At 56.5% G+C, this 24,116-nt stretch carries 19 protein-coding genes and 1 pseudogene; 13 read left to right on the top strand and 7 right to left on the bottom strand.

Annotated elements, in window-relative coordinates; genetic code table 11:
• Positions 1-38: 38 nt before the first annotated feature.
• On the top strand, positions 39-1,061 hold the full coding sequence (locus tag M2305_RS04560) for a CgeB family protein (protein ID WP_086633807.1): 1,023 nt from the start codon (positions 39-41) through the stop codon (positions 1,059-1,061).
• A gap of 73 nt (positions 1,062-1,134) precedes the next feature.
• Positions 1,135-1,464, top strand: a complete 330-nt coding sequence (locus M2305_RS04555) for a hypothetical protein (RefSeq protein ID WP_046900128.1) — start codon at positions 1,135-1,137, stop codon at positions 1,462-1,464.
• A 45-nt stretch (positions 1,465-1,509) separates the two neighbouring features.
• Here M2305_RS04555 and M2305_RS04550 read toward each other — a convergent pair whose 3' ends face one another.
• The gene (locus tag M2305_RS04550) at positions 1,510-4,209 is read right to left on the bottom strand and encodes a M16 family metallopeptidase (protein ID WP_099210923.1); all 2,700 of its coding nucleotides are present in this window, start codon (positions 4,207-4,209) and stop codon (positions 1,510-1,512) included.
• Positions 4,210-4,354: 145 nt separating this feature from the next.
• Between M2305_RS04550 and M2305_RS04545 the strand changes: the two genes are divergently transcribed.
• A complete protein-coding gene (locus tag M2305_RS04545; protein WP_046900126.1) occupies positions 4,355-4,888 on the top strand; it encodes a hypothetical protein in 534 nt (177 codons plus the stop codon).
• 12 nt (positions 4,889-4,900) lie between these two features.
• Positions 4,901-5,932 carry a glycosyltransferase gene (locus M2305_RS16290; protein WP_264648693.1) on the top strand — a complete coding sequence of 344 codons (1,032 nt, stop codon included), beginning with the start codon at positions 4,901-4,903 and terminating at the stop codon, positions 5,930-5,932.
• Positions 5,933-5,941: 9 nt separating this feature from the next.
• Here the strand turns inward: M2305_RS16290 and M2305_RS04535 are convergent, their stop codons facing one another.
• The gene (locus M2305_RS04535) at positions 5,942-6,535 is read right to left on the bottom strand and encodes a DUF4339 domain-containing protein (RefSeq protein WP_264648692.1); all 594 of its coding nucleotides are present in this window, start codon (positions 6,533-6,535) and stop codon (positions 5,942-5,944) included.
• Positions 6,536-6,774: 239 nt separating this feature from the next.
• Between M2305_RS04535 and M2305_RS04530 the strand changes: the two genes are divergently transcribed.
• The 3 genes from M2305_RS04530 to M2305_RS04520 all read left to right on the top strand — a co-directional run bounded on the left by M2305_RS04530 (position 6,775) and on the right by M2305_RS04520 (position 9,336).
• Positions 6,775-7,053, top strand: coding sequence for an MliC family protein (locus tag M2305_RS04530; RefSeq protein WP_264648691.1), 279 nt, complete (start codon positions 6,775-6,777; stop codon positions 7,051-7,053).
• Between the two features lie 81 nt (positions 7,054-7,134).
• Positions 7,135-8,190, top strand: coding sequence for an adenosine deaminase (gene add / locus M2305_RS04525; protein WP_264648690.1), 1,056 nt, complete (start codon positions 7,135-7,137; stop codon positions 8,188-8,190).
• A gap of 219 nt (positions 8,191-8,409) precedes the next feature.
• On the top strand, positions 8,410-9,336 hold the full coding sequence (locus M2305_RS04520; RefSeq protein ID WP_264648689.1) for a lysophospholipid acyltransferase family protein: 927 nt from the start codon (positions 8,410-8,412) through the stop codon (positions 9,334-9,336).
• Positions 9,337-9,376: 40 nt separating this feature from the next.
• On the opposite strand, the gene M2305_RS04515 is transcribed toward M2305_RS04520, so the two are convergent.
• On the bottom strand, positions 9,377-10,555 hold the full coding sequence (locus M2305_RS04515) for a nucleoside hydrolase (protein WP_264648688.1): 1,179 nt from the start codon (positions 10,553-10,555) through the stop codon (positions 9,377-9,379).
• 98 nt (positions 10,556-10,653) lie between these two features.
• A complete protein-coding gene (locus tag M2305_RS04510; protein ID WP_211501855.1) occupies positions 10,654-11,130 on the bottom strand; it encodes an Lrp/AsnC family transcriptional regulator in 477 nt (158 codons plus the stop codon).
• Positions 11,131-11,271: 141 nt separating this feature from the next.
• On the opposite strand from M2305_RS04510, the gene M2305_RS04505 reads away from it, so the two are divergent.
• Positions 11,272-12,288, top strand: coding sequence for a 1-aminocyclopropane-1-carboxylate deaminase (locus tag M2305_RS04505; RefSeq protein WP_264648687.1), 1,017 nt, complete (start codon positions 11,272-11,274; stop codon positions 12,286-12,288).
• 71 nt (positions 12,289-12,359) lie between these two features.
• Here M2305_RS04505 and M2305_RS04500 read toward each other — a convergent pair whose 3' ends face one another.
• Genes M2305_RS04500 through M2305_RS04490 form a run of 3 tightly spaced genes read right to left on the bottom strand, consistent with a single transcriptional unit; the run spans position 12,360 to position 16,502 of the window.
• Positions 12,360-14,672, bottom strand: coding sequence for a xanthine dehydrogenase family protein molybdopterin-binding subunit (locus tag M2305_RS04500; protein ID WP_264648686.1), 2,313 nt, complete (start codon positions 14,670-14,672; stop codon positions 12,360-12,362).
• Positions 14,665-15,141: a (2Fe-2S)-binding protein gene (locus M2305_RS04495; RefSeq protein WP_046900117.1), complete on the bottom strand. Its 477-nt coding sequence runs from the start codon at positions 15,139-15,141 to the stop codon at positions 14,665-14,667. The genes M2305_RS04500 and M2305_RS04495 overlap by 8 nt, the downstream gene beginning before the upstream one ends.
• 26 nt (positions 15,142-15,167) lie before the next feature.
• Positions 15,168-16,502, bottom strand: coding sequence for a c-type cytochrome (locus tag M2305_RS04490; RefSeq protein WP_211498799.1), 1,335 nt, complete (start codon positions 16,500-16,502; stop codon positions 15,168-15,170).
• Between the two features lie 430 nt (positions 16,503-16,932).
• Here M2305_RS04490 and M2305_RS04485 point away from each other — a divergent pair, with 430 nt between their 5' ends.
• From M2305_RS04485 to M2305_RS04465, 5 genes and pseudogenes are all read left to right on the top strand, one after another.
• Entirely contained in the window at positions 16,933-17,955 is a 1,023-nt protein-coding gene (locus M2305_RS04485; protein ID WP_099210907.1) for a FecCD family ABC transporter permease, read from the top strand.
• Positions 17,956-18,026: 71 nt separating this feature from the next.
• Positions 18,027-18,734, top strand: a pseudogene (locus M2305_RS04480) (ABC transporter ATP-binding protein); the annotation flags it as partial.
• Positions 18,731-19,687: an ABC transporter substrate-binding protein gene (locus M2305_RS04475; RefSeq protein ID WP_264648684.1), complete on the top strand. Its 957-nt coding sequence runs from the start codon at positions 18,731-18,733 to the stop codon at positions 19,685-19,687. The pseudogene M2305_RS04480 and the gene M2305_RS04475, both read left to right, overlap by 4 nt.
• Before the next feature lie 69 nt (positions 19,688-19,756).
• A complete protein-coding gene (locus M2305_RS04470; protein ID WP_264648683.1) occupies positions 19,757-21,907 on the top strand; it encodes a beta-N-acetylhexosaminidase in 2,151 nt (716 codons plus the stop codon).
• Positions 21,908-22,041: 134 nt separating this feature from the next.
• A complete protein-coding gene (locus M2305_RS04465) occupies positions 22,042-24,111 on the top strand; it encodes a M13 family metallopeptidase (protein WP_264648682.1) in 2,070 nt (689 codons plus the stop codon).
• The last annotated feature ends 5 nt before the right edge of the window (positions 24,112-24,116 follow it).

The following is a 24,116-nucleotide window of genomic DNA, read 5'->3' as shown; positions in this document are numbered from 1 at the left end:
GCACCCGGGGCATGAAGTTTAAGGAAACAGGTGAGGCTATGTCGACAGAAGTGAAAGATCGTTCCTCTGAAACGGAGCGGAAAGTGTCTGGCCTGACCGGACGTGTTCTGGTGTGCAGTGGCGGCCGCTATGAAAGTCAGGCCAATGCCCAGATCCGTGAATCGATCATGGATGGATGGGGTGAGTGCTTTGGCGAAGAGAACGTTACGGCTGTTCACATTTCTGCGGCAGCAGCGTCCATCAAGATCCTGAAGCCAACGATTGTTTTCGCCATCGGGTCATATCTGCCGGAAAGCACCTATTTTGGTGAGGTCTGCCGTGAGGCCAAGAAGATTGGCGCTGTCACGGTTTTCTGGGCCACAGAAGATCCCTATGAACAGGATGCGAACTATCGCATCGCCGATGACTTCGATGTCGTTTTCTCCTGTGATCGCTGGGGCCATAACTTCTATCAGCGTGATCTGGTGTTCCACCTGCCGCTGGCTGCAAGCCCGAGTCTGCATTACATGCCAATTGAAGAGAATGTCGAAAAGACGATCGATGTTCTGTTCTGTGGTGTGGCGTTCACGAGCCGTAAGGACATTGTCCGCAATCTGCTTCCGGTTCTGCGAAACCTGAACATCAAGATTGTTGGTCCTGGCTGGGGCGAACTGGGCATTGGCTTTTCGGATGCCCGTATTGAAAAATCCCAGCTGGTAGAGCTGTATCGCCGTTCCAAGCTGGTGTTGAACCTTGGCCGTTCACTTCACTTTGAGAACAAGCGGTTTGTGATTGCTCCTTCCACGCCTGGTCCCCGGACGTTCGAGGCTGCTCTGGCAGGCGCGTTCCAGGTCTTTCATGAAGATACGCATGAGCTTCGTCGGTATTATAATGCAGACGAAATTCCGGTCTTCTCAAACCGGATCGATTTTGAGCGGCTTGTGGAGAAGTACATCGGAGACGATGAAGCCCGTCTGGCTATGAGCCGTAAGGCACAGGCCAGAACGATGGAGCAGCATCTTTACAAGCACCGTATCCAGCAGGCCCTGTCGGTTCTTCAGGCTGAGGGCTTCCTTGGCTGAAAAGCGACTGGAATTTGTGATTTTATTAAAAGCCGGGCTGTTGTGCCCGGCTTTTTTGTAAGGATATTCGGAAATGCAAACCATCTGGCTTATGGCGTTGTTGCTGATTGCTGCATTTCTCGAGGTCGGCGGTGATGCCCTCGTACGAACTGGCCTGCATACAGCCGGTCTGGGACGTGTGGGCTTTATATCAGCTGGTGCGCTTGTACTGCTGATTTACGGAATAACCGTCAATCTTCCCGACTGGGACTTCGGACGATTGATGGGCGTGTATGTCGCACTGTTTTTTATCGCAGCTCAGGTCGTGGCGTATTTTGCTTTTGGTCAGACCCTGACCTTGCCTGTCTGCATTGGTGGACTGCTGATCGTCTCAGGTGGTGTTCTGATGACGGTCTGGCGTTGAAGGGATCAGGCCGGAAAATGATATCCCGGCCTGAAGTTAGAGTGTTTACTTCGGCTGTGGGCCAAGGACGATCTGCGCGAGATCATCTGGGCGAACCCACTTGCTGAACGCGGCCTGCACCTGCGCAGGTGTCATGTCGTAAATCGCCTGAGCTGCTTCTGCTGGCGCATTCAGGGGGAGCCCCAGATCAATCAGATCCAGATAGCTGCCAGCTAGAGCGCCAAAGCTGGCGCGTGCCATGGGCTGGCGACGCAGCAGAGACGCCTTGGCCAGATCCAGACTTTCCTGAGAGACAGGCTGGCTGCGCATATCCTGCACATCCTTGATTGCAAGGGCGCGCGCCTTGTTCACTTTGTCCGGGTCCGCACCGAAGCTGATGCCGAAGGAGCCGCGGGTCCGGGAGTAACTGAAGGCACTTCCTGCCCCGTACACGTAGCCTGTGCGAACGCGCAGATCCTGCATCAGGCGGGAAGAGAACCCATCCCCAAGAATTTCGTTTCCGACAGCCAGAGCATGACGATCAGGATCCGTGACCTTCATGCCAATGGTCTCCACGAGTTTCACGTCATCCTGTGACCGTCCTGGATCTGCGACGACAGCCTGAGAGGCCTTGCTGAGAGGAATGGACGGTAGATCAACGACAGGGGCAGGGCCTTCAGCCTTCCAGCCGCCAAAAGCCTTTTCAACCTGTTCATGAGCATCTTCAGGGCTGATGTCCCCGACAACCACAATCGTCGTCAGGTCCGGGCGATATGTGGCGGTGTAATAGGCTTTGACGTCAGCGAGTGTAATTTTGCTCAACGTAGCTGGAGTGGCCTCGCGAAGGGTCGGATCAGTTGCAGGGACGAGTGCCCGGCGCGTGGCACGGCCAAAGCGGTAGGTTGGAGACTGAAGCTCACCCGCCCGGGCCTGAATGGCTTCCATCTGCGTGACATGGAAGGCCTTTTCCGGGAAGGCAGGGTGCAGTTCGTGCTCTGCCAGCAGGGACAGACCCTTGCTGAAATTCTGGGTCAGTGTGCTGAGACTGAAACCAGGGCCAGCGCTTTCGTCTGCCGAGATGTCATCAAGCGCGCTGGCCAGGGCCAGACGGTCCTGGGAGGTGCTGCCATACAGGAACATGTCAGATGTCAGGCCCGCGACGCCTTCCTTGCCAGCAGGCTGCTGCAGGGATGCATTCTGCCGGATGGAGCCGATCAGCTCGACGGTATGGCTGACATGCTCGGGCTGGACCAGAAGGTGCAGACCATTCGAAAGCGTATAGGCCTTGGGAAGAGGTGCGGCGGCCGGAATGCTCAACCGTGCGAGGGCTTCTTCCGCCCATGCGGGGAGGCTGACTTTGCCTGATGGTGGCGTGTTGAAAGACTCTGCGCCACCAAATCCTTTACCGCCAATGGCTTTGCCCTTTTCACTCGGCGTCAGGGTGGCGCTGATGGCGTGTTGTGGATCAAGGAGCGTTTTGGCCAGCTCATCCACTTGTGCCTTTGTGACGTTCCGGAAGGCCGCGATCATATCATCCGGGCTTTCAAGATGCTGGATGGCGACAGCCTGGGACCAGTTCTCTGCGAGTTCCGAAATGCTATTCGCATTGAACTCCAGAGACGCAATCTCTTTGCGACGGGCGGCTTCGATCAGATCCGCAGGAATTCCGTTTTTGCGAAAGCCATCCATAAGAGACGCAAGCGTCCGGCGGAGGTCGTCCGGGTTGGCTCCCTTGGGGAATCCTGCGTAGGCGACAGCGAGGCCAGCCTGCGCATCCGGGTCATACATGAACCCGGCGTCCAGAGCCTTACCGTCCGGCACCAGACCGAAAAGCACACTGCGCTGGCTGGCAATGGCATCGGCCAGCAGTGTTACGGCAGCATAGTTCGGGTCACGCTGTCCCGGCATCCGCCAGGCCATGGTGACAAGGCCGATGGGTAGATCTGTATCCAACGACAGGGACTGTGCCTTGGCTGGCGTGGGTGTGACAGCAGCGCGGGCAGGAAGTGTAGCCGCTGCAATATTGCCAAAGGCTGCCTGAACTTTCTTCAGGGTGTCCTGCGGGTCCACATCGCCCGTAATGACGAGGATGGCGTTGTTGGGAGCATACCAGGAGTTGTAGAACTGCTTCAGCAGCGGGGCAGTCGTGGCATCGAAAGAGGGACGCGTCCCGAGTGCGTCATGCTCGTAAGGTGTGCCTGCGTAAAGTGCGGCACGCACCTGAGAGAGATAGCGGTAGATGGGGCTCGACAGGTCGCGTGAGACTTCCTGCTCAATGGCGCCTCTTTCATGGGCCCATTCTTTCTCTGTGATGTTCAGCCCGCGCATACGACCGGCTTCGATCCGCAGAAGGACATCAAGGTCCGCAGCAGGGGCCTTGAAATAGTATTGCGTGACGTCAGACGTCGTATCGGCGTTATCATTGTTGCCGAGCTGAGCGCTGATGGTGGAAAGCTGGTCCCGGGAGAGTGTTTCGGAGCCGTTGAACATCATATGTTCAAGGGCGTGTGCCGTTCCCGGAAAACCCTTGGGTGCGTTGACGGAGCCCACTTCATAATTGAGCATCGTCTGTACGACGGGTGCCAGAGTATCCCGCACAATCACGACACGCAGGCCATTGGGCAAGGTGGCGCGGGTGACGGAGGCCGGTGCTGCCGTGGCAGCCTGAGGCACCGCAGGGGCAGCATGTGCGCCCGTCAGGAGAGGCGGGGCCAGCATGGAGGCTGCGAGCAGTGTCACACGGGTCAGGCGGGAGAAACCGGGCATAGGTTATTAACTTCCTACGGGTAAAATGTTCTGCCAAGCAGTAAATCGACTGTCAGGGATGCTGTCTACCGAGGGAGGATTGCTGAAGGATGAATAAAAAATCATGTGACGCGGTCAATCAGAGGCCGCTAAGAACAAAACTACTATGACCGCTTCCAATTTTATCGTCCGCTTTGATGACTGGCTGATTGACCGGCTCTTTCAGCCCGTCGCAAACAGACTGCCGTCAGTTCTTCCCGTTGTGCAGTTGGGCATGAGCTTTCAGCTCGGCTCATTAATGCTGAACGGCGCAGCGCTGCTTCTGCCGATTGTGCTGTTTGGCGCAACGATGGGCGGGGTGGTGGATACATCGCTGATCTGGTTCATGAACCTTGCATTCTTTCTGGGCATGAAAAAAACGATCCCGATGATCCGGCCAAACATGCTGAATCCCCTTCGCCCCATGATGCTGAGCATGCGGATGATCGCTATGGCATTCCTCATCTATCAGCTTTTCCGCAGCCTAGACGGGGTTGGAATTGGCTGGATTCTGTCTCAGCTCATGACGCTGTCTCAGCTGACGTTTGTGATCGGTCTGTATTTTGTGGCCTGCCAGCCTCAGCCCCCCCGACAGCGGATGTCTTCGCGGACAGGCCCTATCATTGAAGGCGTCTGGGCCGGAAACGGTAGTATTCGCTGAAGGAGACGGGCAGTGAGAATCCTTCACTGTCTTCTAACGCGGGAATTCGCGGGTACTGAGCGTCACGTTGCGGAGCTCGCGAACCAGCAGGCTCTGACACATGACGTGACGGTCCTTCTGGAGCGCCATACCGCTGATCTTCGAACAGGCGGAGATATTGCGCATCACTTTTCACCCTCAGTCCGTATCGTAAGGGCTTATCGCGCAGGATATCTGCCGACATTGACGGCGCTGGTATGGAACGAGACCTTCGATATCATCCATACTCATCTGGGTAAGGCGTCGATCCGGGCAGGAGTTTTGAAGATTCTGGGACTGATGGGTGAGACTCCCGTCATCGGTACGCTCCACAATGCTTATCGTGCCCGAACTTATGGAAAGCATGACGGCCTGATCTGCATTGCCCGGTGGCAACAGGCCAGCCTGCCGGCAGGCTTTCGGAACCAGAGCGCAGTGATTGCAAACTGGACCATTCCTTCCGTCCTCTGCCATCTGGAGCGTACCAGGCTTCGGGAAGGCTTCCGGCAGGAGCATCGCCTTCCACCGGACGCTTTTGTAATTTGTGCCGTTGGAAGAATGGTGGAAGAGAAACTGTTTGATTGTCTCCTTCAGGCTTGGAGACAGGCTGTTCTGCCACCCGACACTTATCTTGTTCTGATTGGGGACGGTCCAGAACGTGCGCGGCTTGAAAACGTCTGCGTAGAGTACAGGGATCGCATCATTTTTGCGGGTTACCGGTCAGATGTGCCGGACGTGTTCTGTGCGTTTGACGGATTTGTTCTGCCCTCCAGACGGGAGCCGTTCGGGCTGGTGCTGCTGGAAGCGATGGCGGCAGGATTACCGGTCTGCGCGACAGCAGCGGGCGGTGTTCTGGATATTCTCGAAAATGTATCGGACTGTCTGGTTAAGCCGGATTGTATCGACGCACTTGCTGCTGGGCTTGTGCGCCTGAGGCAGCAGCCGGGCAGAACATGGGACCTGTCCTTCCATGTTCTGGAAGAGCAGGCCTTAAAGACAGAGCAGTTCTATCGCCGTTTCTGCTGAGTATCGCGATCAGAGATCGTAGTGTTTGGAGACGTAGCTGGAGAGGCCATTCGGGTTGTGCATGATGTGCCAGCTTTCTGAAAAAGAGGGCACGAACTGGAACAGGAAGACCAGAAGCGACAGAAAAAACAGCAGCATTCCTCTACCGACAAACTGGATACGCCGCCAGAAATAGAGTGGCGGGATCAGGATCCAGAATGCAGAGCCGGGACGGAAGCCTGCAGCAATCAGGGCGCGGCGATCTGTCAGCATGGAGGTGAAGATGATCGCAAAGCTGAGAAGAACGGCGATGATGCTGGACTGGCGGTCAGGGATGTTACCGAACCAGGCCAGAACATTGACGATCATACTGCTGACGAAGGGCCCAAGAATACTCAGCCATGCCCAGCGGTTCGAGACCCTGCTGGGGGGCAGAGCAGGCGGGACCCCTTCGGGCTGCGGCGGCCAAAACGCGCAACTGCCGGCCGGATGCCATTCCGCACCAAAGGCCTCGGTCCAGCATAGAGTTGAGTGCTCAATACTGCCGGTCGAGATGAGGGCACGCATACCATCTTCAGAAAGCGGGCCTTTGCGGCTTCCGTGTTCTTCGTAAAACCAGCTCACAGTCCGTCCTTGGTTTGGGCAGTTGTCATCATGCTGACAGAATGGCGGCTCAATCTGACTGAAAGAGATGTCTCAGGCAATACTGAAGGCTTCAATCTGCTGGGAAGGGTCAAGTGATGAGAAAATATTCGTTTGGTTTAATGGCTGTTCTTTGTCTGGGGATAAATCCAGCTTTTGCATCAAAGGCCACTAGTTTTCAGATCAAACTCGCTTCTCCCACAACAGTTGACCGCCAGATAGTGCTTTATACCTGTCAGGGAAACGGTGATGCAGCCACGCAGCTTCTCTCGCGCTTGCCGCAAAAACGCGTTGCCGTTCAATATATCAATGCAGATGCCATCAGTCTGGCTGTCCTGCCAATTGAAGGGCACACGCAGGTGTTTTCAAACGTAATTGCTGCGGATGGCGCCAAATATGCTGCGGCTCAGTATGTCTGGTGGAACAAAGGAAACGACGCGTTCTTTTCCAGTGAGATGGACGACAAAGCACTTGTGACGTGCCATGCCGTTTCAAAATAAAGATATCATGTCGGTATCGTTTCAATTTTTCAGCAAACATGCATGATGCGGGCTTATCACGACTGATAAGGAAAGCAGGTCATGTCCGTTGTCTGCATGCAGGAATTTCTTGAAAAGCTCCCCAAAGCTGAACTTCATGTTCATCTGGAAGGAACGCTGGAAGCGGACTTGAAAATCAAGCTGGCTGAACGGAATAATCATCCTCTCAGGTCCAGCTCTGCGGAAGAAATCCGACAGGGTTACGTCTACCATGATCTGCCCTCTTTTCTGACGCTGTATTACGAAGGCGTCGAGCTTCTGCAGACCGAGCAGGATTTTTATGACCTCTGCTATGATTATCTGGAAAAAGTCGCGCAGCAGAATGTTCTTTATACTGAGATGTTCTTTGACCCGCAGCTTCACACTCGTCGCGGGATAGCGTTCGGAACGGTCATCCGGGGCTTTAATGCGGCGCAGGAGGAAGCAGAGAAGGACTTTGGCATCTGCTCTCACCTCATCATGTGCTTCATACGTGAAATGAGTGCGGACTCTGCCGACGAGACCTTTACCCAGGCTCTCCCTTATTTTGAGAGACCGGGTCGGAGCCGCATCATTGGTGTGGGGCTGGATTCAGACGAGAAGGGTAATCCGCCAGCCAAATTTGCGAAAACATTCGCCCGCGCAAGAGCGCTGGGCCTTCACTTGACCATGCATTGCGATCTCGATCAGCAGAATACGCATGAGCATATCCGGCAGGCTCTTCAGGATCTGGGCAGCGAGCGCCTCGATCATGGATTGAATGTGCTGGAAAAGCCCGAACTGATTGCGATGGCTCGGGACAAGGGCGTGACATTCACGCTGTGTCCGTCTCCGAACGATGTCATCAGGCCGGGGCGGTCCCGTCAGGATATTCGGGACATGCTGGCAGCGGGACTGAAAATCACCATCAACTCCGACGACCCGGGTTACATGCAGAGCGTGTATATGACGGAGAGTTTCGCCAAGGCTCAAAGTGCAGCGGACCTGACACAAGACGAACTCATACAGATTAGCCGAAATGCCTTTCAGGCGGCCTGGATTTCGGACGACGAGCGGGCGCTTTATCTCGACGCACTGGAAACATTCGCGCGAAACCATAGGGTTGAGATGTCATCCTGAACGTGGAGCGCAGCGACGTCCCCGAGATTTATGCCCTTTGCCACAGGGCATAAATCTGGAAGTTTAAAAATAAAATCAGGAATTATTATTTATTAAAAAATTCAAATATGTTTTATTATTTCTGAAAAATTACCAATAAAGTATAAATTAAGAAACTCAGGTATTAATTAGATACAAAACAAGAATTGATTATCTTTCTTTTAAAGCGACTATCGTCGCATGGCACCAGTCGCTCCTGTTCTGTCCCGTCTGTCTCAGCATGTGCAATCGGCAGCGCTGTGGAGCGTCATTGGCCTCCTGCGCAGTGTGGGGCCGCAATACGCCTCGACAGCGGGCGGCTGGTTGATGCGGAATGTCGGAATGAGGCTCCGGGCAACCCGCATTGCGGATCGGAACCTTCAACTCGCTCTTCCTGATTTATCCCTACCGGAACGACAGCAGATTATCCGGGATGTATGGACGAACTTGGGGCGGAACGTGACAGAACTCCCCCATCTTGCATCCTTTACCCGTACGGAAATGGGACCGGGATGGGAGATCGAGGGTGAAGAGCATATTGATGCCCTGAAGGAGAACGGCTCACAGGCTTTGTTTTTCTCAGGGCATCTGGGGAACTGGGAGCTCATTCTGCCCATCGCAACTAGTCTGGGTATGCCAGTTGCGGGTTTTTATCGGGCCTCGTCCAATCCGGTCATCGATCTTGTGACGCAGACAATGCGACAGAAGGCTCTAGGCCCGACCGGGACCATGTTTCCTAAAGGACCCAAGGGGGCCCGGCAGGCCTTAACGCATCTTCAAAGCGGTGGCTCACTGGGTTTTCTGGTCGATCAGAAAATGAATGACGGGCTCGCCATTCCGTTTCTGGGACGGGATGCCATGACGGCGCCAGCGGTGGCGCAATTGGCCTTGCGCTTTAATCTGCCCATCATACCCGTCCATATCGTGCGGCTGGGGAACGGTCGGTTCCGTATGGTATGTGAAGCCCCGCTTCAGGCTGAACGAACGGGCGATCGTCATGCGGATATCCGGTCAATTTGCATCGCCATGAACGAGACGCTGGAACGGTGGATCCGCGAAAGGCCGGGAGCATGGCTCTGGCTTCATCGCCGCTGGCCCAAAGAGCAGGTCGCTCTTCCCGCCGTGTGAAAAAAGCCCCGCGGCCGGATGGCAGCGGGGCTTTTTTGTTTCAGGGGAGAGGATGTCCGCTGACAGGAGCCTGTGGGCTGCCAATCAGATCAAGGATCTGCTTTTCAAGTTTCGGAACATTGATGCGCAGGACAACTTCGTTCTTGCGCTCGCCCAGCCCTGGCTCATAGCCCGGAGTCCAGGAGACAACGTCTCCATAGCCGGGGCCAAACTGGCTGTTCACATCCACGAACAGATCCTGCTTTTCCGTGATGATGCTTGGGTCCAGCCAGACGGATGCTGCAATTTCATCCCAGAGCGGAAAGCCGCTCAGATGCCACTTCATGACATGCCCGATGGACGTGCCTGTGGCTTCCAGCTTCTTCAGAAATTCCGGCGTCAGTTCCGTATCTGTCGACGGATCGGCCGGAACCATCACGATGTGCTTCCACGGTGCGCGGAGAGCTGCACTTGCGCTTTCCGGGTCCAGACGGAAGTTAAATTCACGACGGGGGCTGTTCAGGAATTCGCGCGCGAATTGATGCGCCACAACGCCGGGCCGTGTCTGGCGCGGGTTCAGGCCACCGCCCATGTAGACGAGTTCTTTTGCAAGGCTCGCAAATTCCGGATCAAGTGTTTGGGCCAGTGCGATGTTGGTCATCGGACCCGTTGCAATGATGCTGACCTGTCCTGGGTATTGATGGACCATCCGAATGAGGAAGTCAGCTGCGCGCTCGGTTTCCGGCTTCTTGACCGGATTGCCATATGGCAGGTCCGGAACAACATCCGGGCCATGATAGTAGGGAAGGGGCTGCTCGGTCTTTTCGACCCATTTTTTCATCCACACCCCTTTCCAGATCAGCTTTCCGTAAAGGGCTTCCCAGCGGTCCGTCAGCTTTTCCGAGTTCAGGAACGGGTAGGTGGCGCCCGGAACAACGGGAATGTCTGCCCGGCCTGCCACTTCCACGCCACGGAGTGCGTCATTCGTCGCTTCTTTCTGCCAGACGTCACCCGTGACAGTCGTGATGCCAAGCACGCGGACGTTGGGAGCCTTGATGATCATCCACTGGGCGATGCTGAAGCCGTCATCGTCAAAAATGACAAGGCGGGGGTCAGCTTTCGCCTGCGCGGAGGCTGCCAGCAGGCCGCCAGCGACCAGTCCAAGCGCCAGCGTGCGGCGCAGGGCCTTCCGCGTTTTTCTAAAACGTTCCGGCTTCGGGACGGTGGGGTGAAGGGGCATAGGCAGAGGTTCCATAGCTGGTGGCAGGCAAGGACGTGACAATACCGCAAAGGAAATCATTGCACAGAGGCAACAGGGCGTTCCATGCGAACGCAATTCTAGAACGCGAGTGGCCCGCTGTCCTTGACTTCCTTGATGACAAAAAACGTCCGTGCCTGTCGCACTCCCGGAAAGGCAATGAGCTTTTCTGCGTGAAGCCGATTGAAATCCGCCATGTCTTCCACACGGATCTTCAGCAGATAATCGAAATCGCCCGCGACCAGATGACAGTCCAGCACCATGGGCATGGTTTTCACAGCCTCTTCCAGTTCTGCGAAGCTCTCGGGAGTGGATCGGTCTAGCACGACGCCCACCAGAGCGATCGTTCCCAGCCCGACTTTGACGGGATCAATCTCGGCGCGAACGCCACGGATATAACCGTCCTGAAACAATCTCTGGGTGCGCCGATGACATGTCGCGGCGCTCACGTTCACACGCTCGGCCAGTTCGGCATTGGACATGCGCCCGTTGCCTTGCAGAAGGCGAAGAATGTTCCGGTCGATTGCGTCCAGATCTGGTGTGATGGAATCTTTCATTATTTCCTCAAAAGATAAGAGAAACATCCATTAAAATTCTATTTTAAGACTAAAATACAGAAATTATTGCCTGAATTAGAAAGCACCTTCGAAGAATATTTCACTACTGCTTTCGGGTGTGAACACCTTGGGAGGCTGTCTGTGAACCTTGAGAAATTTGAGCGCTATCCGCTGACTTTTGGAAAAACGGCTATTGAGCATCTTCCACGTCTGAGCGAAGCCCTGGGTGGCAAAGTGCAGATCTATGCCAAGCGTGAAGATTGCAATTCGGGCATGGCGATGGGCGGCAACAAGCTCCGCAAGCTGGAATATATTGTTCCGGATATTTTGGCCTCTGGTGCAGATACGCTGGTCTCCATCGGCGGTGTGCAATCCAATCATACGCGCATGGTCGCAGCGACAGCGGCCAAGCTGGGTATGAAATGCGTCGTCGTGCAGGAGAAATGGGTCCCGCATTATGATGCTGTTTATGATCGTGTCGGCAATATCCTCATGACTCGCCTCATGGGGGCTGAGTCCCGCATTGTGGAAGATGGTTTTGACATCGGTATCCGTCAGAACTGGGAAGATGCCATCCAGTCCGTGAAGGATGCTGGCGGCAAGCCCTATGCCATTCCGGCTGGTGCATCCGTTCATCAATATGGCGGCGTTGGTTACGCTGCTTTTGCGGAAGAAGTCGCGGAGCAGGAAAAGGAACTCGGCTTCACGTTCGATTACATTATCGTCTGTGTCGTGACGGGCTCGACGCAGGCGGGAATGATCGTCGGATTTGCCGCGCAGGATCGTGCAGATCGGGTCATCGGTATTGATGCTTCCGGAACGCCGGAGCAGACGCGCGAGCAGGTGCGGGAGATCGTGGACCGCACAGCCGAGCTGGTAGAGCTTGGTCGGACAGTGCGGGACGATGAGATCGTTATCCTCGAGGACTACGCCTATCCTGCTTACGGGGTCCCATCCGAGGAAACGAACGAAGCCATTCGGCTGGCTGCGCGCACGGAAGCCATGATGACGGATCCTGTCTACGAAGGGAAATCCATGCAGGGCCTGATTGATCTGACGAAGAAGGGATATTTCCTGGACGGGTCAAAGGTTCTGTACGTTCATCTGGGCGGCGCACCGGCCCTGAACGGCTACAGCTACTATTACCGCAACGGCTGATGCAGCCATAAAAAACGCCGCGTCCCAGTCCGGGGCGCGGCGTTTCTTTTTTTCGGCGGTGAAGCCGGGTTTTAGCTGTTGTGACCGTTCAGTTCACGCAGCACATCTGCCGGACGCATTGGCAGATGGCGCAGACGCACACCAATGGCATTGAACACGGCATTGCCGATGGCAGGAGCCACGACCGTCACCCCCGGTTCACCAAGGCCCGTAGGCTTTTCGGTGTTCTGGACGAACTCGATGTCCATGTCCGGCACGTCCGGAAGACGGACCGGCGTGTAGGTGTTGAGGTTGCTGTCCTTGATCGTGCCATTGACGATCTCGGTGCCTTCAAACAGCGCCATGCTCAGGCCCCAAAGAGCTGCACCCTCGGTCTGTGCCAGTGCACCACCCGGATCAACGATCGTGCCAGCATCCAGAACCAGCCAGAGCTTCTGACAGGTGATGACGCCGGTCTTGCGATCAACGTGGACCTGTGCCGCTCCGGCCGTCCAGGTCGGCATACCGCGTTCCTGTCCGAAGCTGGTCGCGATGCCAATGCCGGTATCCGCCGGAAGCTGCGTCTTGCCATAGTTGATCTTGTCGGCAAGGCGCTGAAGGGCTGCGGCCTGACGCTTGGCGCCGCCTACAGCATTGGGAGCGGAGCCTTCGTTCCGTCCTGTCGCTGTGAACATGGACAGGCGGAATGCCAGTGGGTCCTGCTTCGTCTGGTGAGCCAGTTCGTCGAGGAAGGACTCAAGCGCCCAGGGCGTCCAGCCTGCGGACACGGAACGCAGCCAGCCCGGACGGAAAGTCTTGTTGGCCAGATCGTTCGTGATGGCGCGCACGCGGGTTGGCCCGGTTTCGTACCAGTGATCAGCGCCCGCAATCGCAAACGGATCGTAGGACTTGCCGTCTTCGCCCTTGGCCAGAAACGCCGGTGCCATGACGAGTGTGGGCCAGCCTGCTGTTGCAGCATAATCCATCGCCACAATCTTCTTCTGGTCTGCATCGAGGGCGACGCGAATCGTCTGAAGAGAGGGAGAACGAATGGAGTCAAACGCCATATCGTCCGAACGTGTCAGGATCAGCTTGACTGGTGCACCACCAATGGCCTTGGACGCCAGAGCCGCCGGAATGGAATAGTCACCGTTCAGGCGACGACCAAACCCGCCGCCCAGCAGGTAAGTGCGCATGACAACCTGCTCTTCTGGCACCTGAAGCGCCTTGGAGAGCTGAGGCAGAACGAGGGACTGCCACTGGTTGCCGGTATGGATTTCCCACATGCCATCAATATGACGGGCCACCGCATTGACCGGCTCAAGCTGGTAATGCGCGACAGAGGCACAGGTGTAGCTGCGTTCGAAGGAGTGTGTCGGATGGGCAAATGCCTCGTCCACACCCTTATCGTTGAAGACGCGAGCGCCAGTACTCTGATCTGCAATCAGCTTGCGGCCATGCTCGATGATGTCTGCTTCCGAGACATTGATCGTCGGGCCGGGATTCCACTGAACCTTTAGAACGTCCGCAGCTTTGATAGCGGCGGGATAGGTCTTGGCCAGCGCCACAACCCAGCCTGGAACGATGCCGGACGGATCATCCAGAACAACATAACGAATGTAGCCGGGGATTTTCTTGGCTTCGCTGTCATCGACGGACTGCACCTTCGCGGCGTAACGCGTCGGGGGCATCTTCGGGCGGCCATAGACCATCCCTTCGAGCTTCACGTCGATGCCGTAGATGGCCTTGCCAGTCGTTTTGTCTGGAATGTCCAGAGCAGGAACCGGCTTGCTGATCAGGCGGCGTTCACTGGCGGGCTTGAGCGGCAGCTTGGCCATTTCGTCAGCCGTGAAGCTGCGCGTCGGCTTGGCTTTGGAAACGATCTCGCCATAAGAGACGCTCTTGCTGCCTGCCGTGACCGTGCTGTTGCGGGCAACGCATTTGTCCGGCGTGGTACCGAGCAGCTTTGCGCCTTCCTCCAGCATGATCGTGCGGGCAGCGGCGCCAGCCTGACGGAATGTGTCCCACGTATCCCAGACGGACCAGGAGCCGCCGGTCACGAACTTGCCAGCCCATTTCGGAGCGGTGTCCACTTCCGTAATCTTGATGTGATCCCAGTCGGCTTCCATTTCGTCCGCAATAATGCGGGCGAGGGCGGTGCCGACGTGCTGACCCATCTCGGCACGGACGACATTGACGTTAATGGAGCCATCCGGCGCGATGGCGCACCACATGTTCGGCTCGAACGCGGCTTCCGGCGGCATGGCAGACGGATAGGTCTGCGCAGCTTCGGCCTTACGGGCGAAGCCGAACATCAGACCTGCGCCTGCTGCCGTCATCAGAAAACTGCGGCGAGACAGGCGGCCTGCGTCGGATCTCTTGGCGATCTGTTCGATCTTAGCCATTGGTGGCGCCTCCCTGCTGCGCGGCAGCTGCTTCCTTGATGGCCTTGCGGATGCGGACATACGTCATGCAACGGCAGAGACTGCCGCCCATGACGCCGTCAATCTCTTCATCCGTTGGCTTCGGATAATCTTTCAGAAGGCTTGCGGCCTGCATGATCTGGCCGGACTGGCAGTAGCCGCACTGCGGCACCTGCTGGTCACGCCAGGCAACCTGCACGACGTGATTGCCTTCCGGGTCCAGCCCCTCAATCGTGGTGATCGAGGCGCCTTCGATGGAAGACAGAGGCGTGATGCAGGACCGTGTGGCGCGCCCACCGACATGCACGGTGCAGGCACCACATTCGCCGATGCCGCAGCCAAACTTGGTGCCGGTCAGGTTCAGTTCATCCCGCAAGACCCACAGCAGAGGGGTATCATCCGGTGCATCGACCGAAACGGGCTGTCCGTTGAGTTCAAATTTCGTGGTCATATTTCGTTTTCCCTGTCCTGCCCGGATCAGTGCGAGGCGTTAACGGGCGGTGCGGACAGCGTGGCGCGGGCAGCCGCGGCCTTCTTTTCCAGATCCGTCCAGGGGGGCAGAGTGGTGCGGGTGCGGCGGAGATACGCGGCAATACGGGCCATGTCATGGTCCGAAAGGGCCGTGTAGAAGCTTGGCATGGCGATATTGTCCTGACCTTCGGCAGCGCCGATGCCATGCAGCATGACCTGGAACAGATTGTTCGGCTCATCCAGCCAAAGCGCGTTGTTCAGAGCCAGTTCCGGGCGGCCGGAGACCGGCATCGGGCCGGAATTGTAATGGCAGGCGCCACACGCCCCCTGATACAGGCGCGCATCCGCATCCAGTGTCTGCGGGCCAGTCAGATCCTTGCCGGACATCTGCATGGCGCGAGCAATGGCAGCCTGATCGCCCTGAGAGCGCTGTGCAGCCTTCGCGACGTCTGCATAATAATGAGCAATGGCATGCACATCTTCTTCCGGAATCTTGGACAGGAAGCGATGCGGCACCGGAGACATCGGGCCAGCAGCAGAACCATGCAGCGGAGCGACGCCGAAGCGCAGGTACTGGAAGAACTCGTCTTCCGTCCAGACAACCGGTGTTGGGTTGTGGTCATTCAGCGGTGGAGCAATCCAGCCATCAATGACAGCGCCGTCATAAGCATGGCTCAGCTTCTCGGCGCCCAGAAGGTTACGTGGCGTATGGCAGGCACCGCAATGGGCGTTACCTTCGGCCAGATAGGCCCCGCGGTTCCATTGCGCATCATGCTTTGGGTCGTTCTGGTAGCGGCCTGGTGTAAAGAACAGGAGCTTCCAGAAACCCTGACCAATCAGACGGATGTTGATCGGGAAGGGGACCGTGTTGTCACGCGGCTTCAGGTGTACGGCCGGACGCGTCATCAGATACGCATACAGGTCCGAGACGTCCTGATCGTTGACCTTCGTGAAGTGGTCGAACGGGAACGCCGGATAAAGCTGTGAACCATCACGGGCAATGCCCTTGTTCATGGCGCGTTTGAAGGCTTCCAAAGACCAGTTGCCGAGACCCCATTCCGGGTCAGGCGTGATGTTGGAAGAGAAGATGTCACCGAATGGGGTGGCCATCTTGAAGTCACCGGCCAACTCGGGGCCGGGGCTGCCATCCACGCGGGTGTGACATTCGGCACAGTATCCACCGGCGGCAACGATTTCGCCACGCTTGATGGCGTCTGCGGAAAAAGAGGCCGCAGCGGGAGGGGAAATGGGGGCGATTGCGGGGTACCACGCATAGGCGAGGAAACCGAGGCCGCCCACTGCACCGAGGCCCACAATACTGGCGGCTATCCGTTTGAGCATTCTTGTACTGTCCCGGCACTGTTTGAAAAACTGCCGTCCACAACGTGACGGATGATTGTTCCCCTCAATATGGCACGGGCACCGGAAAGGGAAGATTGAGATAACTCAAAATTCGGTCTGATCGAGGTCAAAGTGCAGTTTTCATCGGGATCGGGTTTCAATGTCACACAAATGGGGAGGGTGTTCACTCAAATTTACGAGATGATGCGTCAATATTCATATTTCAAAATAGGGATTTTATTGGTCCTATATCGGCGTGTCATTGTCTGTTCACTCTTGAAAAAACGATTCGGAGCAATTGAATATTTTGTCACTCGGTGCCAAAATGAATTCGTTCTTCTGGGGCTGTTCGCAATCCTGTCGCATGAAAAGAAGAACCTCCCTGTTTCCGAGCGCGTCTGAGCCGGAGTAGAGTGGGGCAGATCGTTGTGTGAAAGGGCGGCTCATTATCATTCGTCCGACTTACGTCCGGAGCCTCGCTGGAGGGGCTCTGGTGCTGTCCATTGTGTTGGCCCTGTGCTGCGGTCGTTACCCGCTGTCTCCGCATCGTGTGGTGATGGTGCTTGGGCGGTTACTTCACCTCTGGGGAGGGCAGGATCCTGTTGCCGATGCTGTGGTCCAGCAGGTTCGGTTGCCGCGGGTTGTGGCCGGAATTCTGGTGGGAAGTGCGCTATCCTGCGGTGGCGCAACCTATCAGGCCGTCCTTCGGAATCCCCTTGTTTCGCCTGATCTTCTAGGTGTTCTGAGTGGCTCTGCCTTTGGGGCGGCACTCATGATTGTTCTGGGTGCGTCCCCTGCATGGATTCAGATCGGTGCGTTTGCTGGTGGTGTCGTGGCCGTGGGGTCTGGAATTTCCATTTCGCGTCTGTTGCCACAGGGCGGCCTTCTGACATTGCTGATGGGGGGGCTTGTGGCCAATGCCGTTTTCACAGCGCTTCTGTCTCTTGTGAAATATACCGCTGATCCGATGGATCAGTTGCCCGCTGTTGTGAACTGGCTACTGGGGACACTGTCCCAGACGGGATGGAAAGAGCTTTCCTGGCTGACTGTTCCAGTGCTTGTTCTGGTCGCTGTACTGGTTTTACTTGCGCCTTTACTGGATGTACTTTCTCTCGGAGACGATGAAGCGCGGAGCCTTGGGGTTCCCATTCAGATTATGCGGCCTTTCGTCATTCTGCTTGCAACGCTGGCCTGTGCCATGACGATCTCCATGGCGGGTATTATTGGCTGGGTCGGGCTTCTGGTGCCGCACATATCCAGAATGCTGGCGGGCGCAGAGCATCGGCGGATGATGCCGGTCTGTGCCTTGCTGGGAGCCGCCGGTGTTCTGCTGGCGGATACCGTGTCGCGCAGCCTAACCTCCGGAGAAGTGCCACTCGGGATCATGACGGAGCTTTTCGGGGCCCTTGCCTTTATTCTCGTGCTCCGGCGTCTCCGCGGGGATGCCACATGAGTGAGGATTTTCTGTCCTGCAAGGGTATTACGCTGAAACGGTCGTCTCGATCCGTGGTGCTGAATGATGTCAGCCTGACGTTCCGGCGTGGTGAACTGATTGGGCTTCTTGGCCTTAATGGTGCGGGCAAAAGCACCCTTTTGCGCATTCTGATGGGATTGCTCAAACCGACGTCCGGTGAGGTGTATCTTGAAGGTACGCTGTTATCATCTCTGCGGCCTTTAGACGTGGCGCGGCGTCTGGGGTATGTGCCTCAAGCACACGCGATGACGTTCCCTTACACGGTCCGGCGGATGGTCGAGCTGGGGCGTATTCCCCATCATGGCGTGTCAGGGCGCCTCGGAGCGGAAGACCGGCTCCGCGTTGATCAGGCCATGGATCGTCTGGGACTTCTCGCCTTGGCAGAGCGTCCGGTGACGGAGCTGTCTGGCGGCGAAAAGCAGCGTGTCGTGCTGGCGCGAGCCCTTGCACAGGAGGCTGTCGGGCTTCTTCTTGATGAGCCAATGAGCGGTCTGGACTATGGTCATCAGCTTCGTTTGATGAGTCTGCTGGCAGAACTGGCCGCTGAAGGACATCTCATTCTTCTGACGTCCCACCGGCCGGAAGAATTCTTTTCCGCCGGCCATCGCGCCCTTATTTTAGAGGAAGCGCAAATTGTGGCGGACGGCCCACCCGAGCTTATTGTGACGGCTGAACGCATGTCCCGTCTTTATGGCGTTCCTCTGGCGCAGATTGATCATGCCGGGAAACGTTTTTTCCATCGTGAGGAGAGTGAATGATGAGACTGTCTCGACTGGCTGGAGGGCTTCTGGGTCTTTCGCTCATGGCCACCACAGCATTTGCTGCTCCTCCCACACGTCTGGTGGAGGGATGGTATGCCCATAACGCCACGCTCATTATGCTCGGCGCGCAGGACAAGATCATCGCGACGGTCGCCAAGCCATCAATCATGCCGTGGATGTTCCGCCTGGTGCCGTCGCTTTCCAAAGCTCAGCCTCTGGACCCGGGAAATCTGAACGGAGAAGAGCTTTTACGTCTTGCACCGGATCTGGTGTTTGTCACGGCGTCGAGCCATTCCGTCGCGGCGCTCTCCAAGGTTGGTCTGCATGTTGTCCCTGAGGGCTTTGATCGTTTCATAGGGCTTCTGGAATGTGTGGATAGCACGGCCACCCTTCTTCAGACGCCCTTGGCGACGCAGCGTGCGCAGGCTTATCGTGTGGCTTTCCTTAAGGAAATTTCGCAGGCGGCAACCAACCCGCAAGGGCCCAAAGTCCTTCACGTTGAATCTCTGAAACCTCTGCGCGTGGATGGAGATCAGAGCATTATCGATCAGTGGATCCGTTCTGCTGGTGGACGTAATGCGGCTGTGGGCGTGCATGGAAACAAGCAGCCTGTTTCTGTCGAGCAGGTGCTCTCTTGGAACCCGGACATCATTATTGTGGGTGCCAATGCAGGGGATCCTGCCCAGCTTGCCAGCGATGGCGTCTGGTCTCAGCTCGTAGCTGTCAAAGCTGGCCGTGTTTACCGCAATCCGGCGGGAATTTTCCCGTGGGATCGGTACAGCCCTGAATTACTCTTGCAGGTCGACTGGGCCCGTCAGATTGTTCAGACGGGTCATGTGGATGAAGCTGGAATGATTGCAAAGATGCAGCAGTTCTATCGTCAGTTTTACGGCATTACGCTCCGGACTGAGGATGCGCGTCGCATGCTTGCAGCTCTGCCGCCGGAGTGACACGATACGGCAGAGTGATACGGTGAAAATCGTTTCAGAGACTGATCCGTAACTGCAAGGAAGCCTTGAATGACCCGGACCACGCCTTTCCCTTATGGTTCTTTCTGGAAGAAAGTGTGTCTGGGGAGTGCTTTGCTGGCTGGCACGGTTTTTGGAGGCCTGGCCCAGGCGGCACCTGCTCTGATGCCTGTGCCGCAATCCGTCTCGGCGTCCAATGGTGTGGCATCCCTTGCAGGAGGTGTCCGGATTGTCTGGGCCACCCCGCCGTCCCCCCTTTTGCAAAGAGCTGCAGCCCGTTTTTCTCAACGACTTGGTGCTCTGACAGGCGCATCTTCTGCGCATGGTGGCCCATACGTTCTGCATATCAGTGCAGCCTATGATCCGGCCTATCTCACGGTTGGGGCCAAAGAGCATTATGCTCTCACGACATCAGCAGATGGCGCCCATCTGGAAGCTGATGGACCGGCAGGCGTTGTGCATGGGCTGGCCACATTTCTGCAGCTTGTTCAGAAAACATCAGATGGAGTTGTGGTAGAACGGCTGCATATTGATGATGCTCCACGCTTTGCATGGCGTGGCCTTCTGTTGGATGTGTCCCGGCATTTCGCTTCTGTAGAGACCGTCAAACGCCAGCTTGATGCCATGGAGCTTCTGAAGCTTAACGTGCTGCACTGGCATCTGAATGACGGGACCGGCTTCCGTGTGGAGAGCCGTGTTTTCCCAAAGCTGACGAGCGTTGGATCGCACGGGCAGTATTATACGCAGGCTGAGGTTCGAGACATTGTGGCCTATGCTGCGGATCGCGGTATCCGCGTTGTGCCTGAATTTGACGTGCCGGGTCATGCACTCGCAGTGTTGCAGGCCTATCCGGAACTGGCGGCACAGCCGCTGCCGGAGGTCAACGCTGTTGGTGAAAACCTGAATAACCCGGCGATGGACCCGACCAATCCCAAAACGCTGACATTCATTCGTGCTCTATATGCGGAAATGGAAACACTCTTTCCGGATCATTATTTTCATTCGGGTGGTGACGAGGTTCTCGGCACTCAGTGGACCAGCAATCCAAAAATTGCGGCCTATATGAAGGTGCACGGATACAAGGATGCACCAGCCCTTCAGGCAGCCTTCACGGCGCAGGTGGAAAAAATCCTGTCCAGCCAGGGCCGCGTCATGATGGGGTGGGACGAAGTCAGCGAAGCGCCAATTCCCAAAAATGTTGTTGTGGAAGGGTGGCGCGGCTCCAAGTGGACGGGTTCTGCCACACAGGCCGGGCATCCGGTTGTCGTGTCTTCGGGCTATTATCTGGATATGTTGACGCCGTCCCGGACGCATTACGCCATTGATCCGTATGACACCAAGGCGAATGGCATCACGCCAGAAGAACTGGCGGAGACACATCCGAAGATCACCCCGCTGCTTCAGGCTTTCATCCAGGACCCGAATGCAGCGCCTTTGACCGATGACCAGAAGAAAATGGTTCTGGGTGCAGAAGGCGCGCTCTGGACAGAAGTTGTCTCCGAAAACATGTTGGATGCCCGTCTGTGGCCCCGTACTGCAGCTCTGGCTGAGCGGTTCTGGTCTTCTGAAAACGTGCGGGATGTGGATGATCTGGAGCGCCGCCTACCTGTGGTCATGGCAGAACTCCAATCAACAGGTTTGCAAGCAGCGCAGCATGAAAATGCGTTGAAGGAGGCTTTGGCACCTGCGCATACTGGCCCTCTCTCCACGCTTTTGAGCGTTACGGTTCCGGTGCGCAATTACGCCTTGAATCGTCTGGCGTCCAAAAGTGGCGATGCCATGCTGTCGGCGCCGGTCGCGATTGCTGATCCGGATGCTTTTGAGGCTATCCGCTTCAACGATATGGCTAAACGGTATGTCGCGGGTGAAAAGAGCCTGAAGGTTCCCTTGAAGGCCATGCTGGCAAGCTGGGCTGCCAATGATGAAGCTTTTGTCGCAATTGCCGCAGATGTGCCTGCTCTGGAGGAGGTTACGCCCGTATCTCATACGGTTGCGGCCCTCTCCAATGCTGGCTTGAACGTTCTGAACGGAGCTTCAGGAACAGCTTGGCGGCTGGATGCGCAGCATCTGATCGCTGCACAGGAAGAGCTGTTTCACAACTCATCCAACCATCTGCTGTCCCTGAGGCGCGAGCAGCCTCCCGGGGGGCTGCTCATTGCCATTCTCCCTGGCATTAAAGCGCTTATTTCCAGCCAGAATTAATGCCTTTTTCCATACCTCGCTTTTTGGGGCGAGGTATGGCCCTTGGCGTCCAGGTCGTTTCGACTGTAAACTTAAGTTACAGGCCCGCGGACGGACCAAAAGGCCTGCCTGTTTTTCACATTTAGGCCTCTCATATGCATCAGAAGAAACTCTCCCCCAAGGCCGCTTTGCTGCTGTCCGCCAGTCTTGGCCTGGCAGCGCTGCCTTCGATTGCGTCTGCCAAGCCCGCAGCGCCTCAGATTACTTATGACCAGTATGGTCTGGATCTGGCCGGGCGGGATGTGAGCGTCAAGCCGGGAGACAGTTTCTTCGATTATGCCAATGGCAGCTTCCTGAAAGCGCTCGAAATTCCGTCGGATATGAGCAGCTACGGCCCGTTTAACGCGCTGGCTGAAGCATCCCGTCAGCGCATTCAGTCCATTCTGAAAGACCTGTCCGCGCATCCGGTCGCTCAGCCTCAGACGATCGATGAGAAGCTGGGCACCTATTATGCGTCTTTCATGGATGAGAAGGCTGTCGAAGCTTTGGGTTCCAAGCCGCTGGATGCTGAAATCGCAAGCATCCACACAATTACGGATCTGAAGGCATTTGCGCAGTTTAGTGGGGCGTCGTCCGATACGTTCGGATCATCGCCGTTCGCGCTGGACGTGGATGTGGATGCGAAAGATCCGACGAAATATGCGCTCAGTGTCGATCACGCCGGGCTCGGGATGCCGGATCGGGACAATTATCTGAAGCCGGAATTTGCATCCAAGAAAGCGGCCTATCAGGCGTATGTTACGAAGCTTCTGACGCTTGTTCACTGGGCTGATCCCGCCAAGTCAGCGGCAGACATTGTGGCTTTTGAAACCGAGATTGCCAAAGTTCATTGGGCGCGCACGGAACTCCGCGATCCGGACAAGACCTACAACCCGATGACGGTAGAAGCTCTGGTCAAGAGTGTTCCCTCTTTTGACTGGATGACATGGTTGCGGGCGTCAGGTGTGCCTGAGGCCGGGCTGGCGCAGCGGGTTGTTATTGTTGGTGAACCTTCCGCCATCAAGGCGGAAGCGGACCTGATTGCAAAGACGGATCTGAATACGCTGCGCGCCTGGCAGGCGTTCCATACGGCGAGCAATGCTGCATCGTTCTTGCCGGATGCTTTTGTGCAAACGCGTTTCGCCTATGTGAAGGCCATGTCAGGCCAGCCTGCTCTGGCAGCGCGTTGGAAGCGTGGTGTGGATTTCACGAGTTCCGCCATGGAAATGGCGCTCGGCAAAATCTACGTGGAGCGCTATTTCCCGGCTTCGGATCGTGCGGCCATGCAGACGCTGACGGGTAACCTGAAGGCGGCTTTCCACAACCGCCTCGAACACAACACATGGATGAGCGCGCAGACGCGTGAAGCCGCGCTGAAGAAGCTGGCCAGCTTTGAAATCCAGGTGGGTTACCCGAATGAGTGGCGGGACTATTCCGATCTGGTTGTGAAGAAGGGCGATGTGTACGGCAATGCCGAGCGCGCTTTCGCTTTCGACTGGCACTATCAGTTAAGCCATCTCGACAAGGTTGTTGACCGCAACGAGTGGCTGATGTCGCCCGCAACGGTGAACGCCTACAACAATCCGCGTTTTGTGGAAGTCGTGTTTCCTGCGGCGATCCTTCAGCCGCCGTTCTTCAACCCGAAGGCTGATCCGGCTGTGAATTACGGGGCGATCGGTGGTGTCATCGGGCATGAAATGACCCATTCTTTTGATGACAAAGGCCGCAAGTACGACGACAAGGGGCGTCTGCGGAACTGGTGGACAAAGGAAGACGAAGCGCGCTTTCAGAAGCTCGCAGATCGGTTTGGTGCGCAGTATGACGCGTTCGAGGTTCAGCCGGGCGTGCATGTGAACGGTAAGCTCACGATGGGCGAAAACATTGCCGATCTTGGTGGGCTGACACTGGCGCTGGATGCTTACCATGCCTCCCTGAATGGGAAGCCAGCTCCGGTCATTGATGGTCTGACGGGCGATCAGCGCGTGTTCATGGGATGGGCACAGGTCTGGCGTGAGAAGGTTCGTCCAGACACGGAGAAGCAGATGGTTGTTATCGACCCGCACTCGCCGCCGAAAGCTCGGGTAAACATCCCGATGCACAACGTGGATCTCTGGTACAGAGCCTGGAATGTACAGCCGAGTGACAAGCTCTATCTGACCCCGGATCAGCGCGTCAAAATCTGGTAATTGCG

Origin of the sequence: Gluconobacter cerinus, from assembly GCF_025961355.1 — a bacterium.
Lineage (GTDB): Bacteria > Pseudomonadota > Alphaproteobacteria > Acetobacterales > Acetobacteraceae > Gluconobacter > Gluconobacter cerinus.
This window is presented reverse-complemented; position numbering and strand designations above follow the sequence as displayed.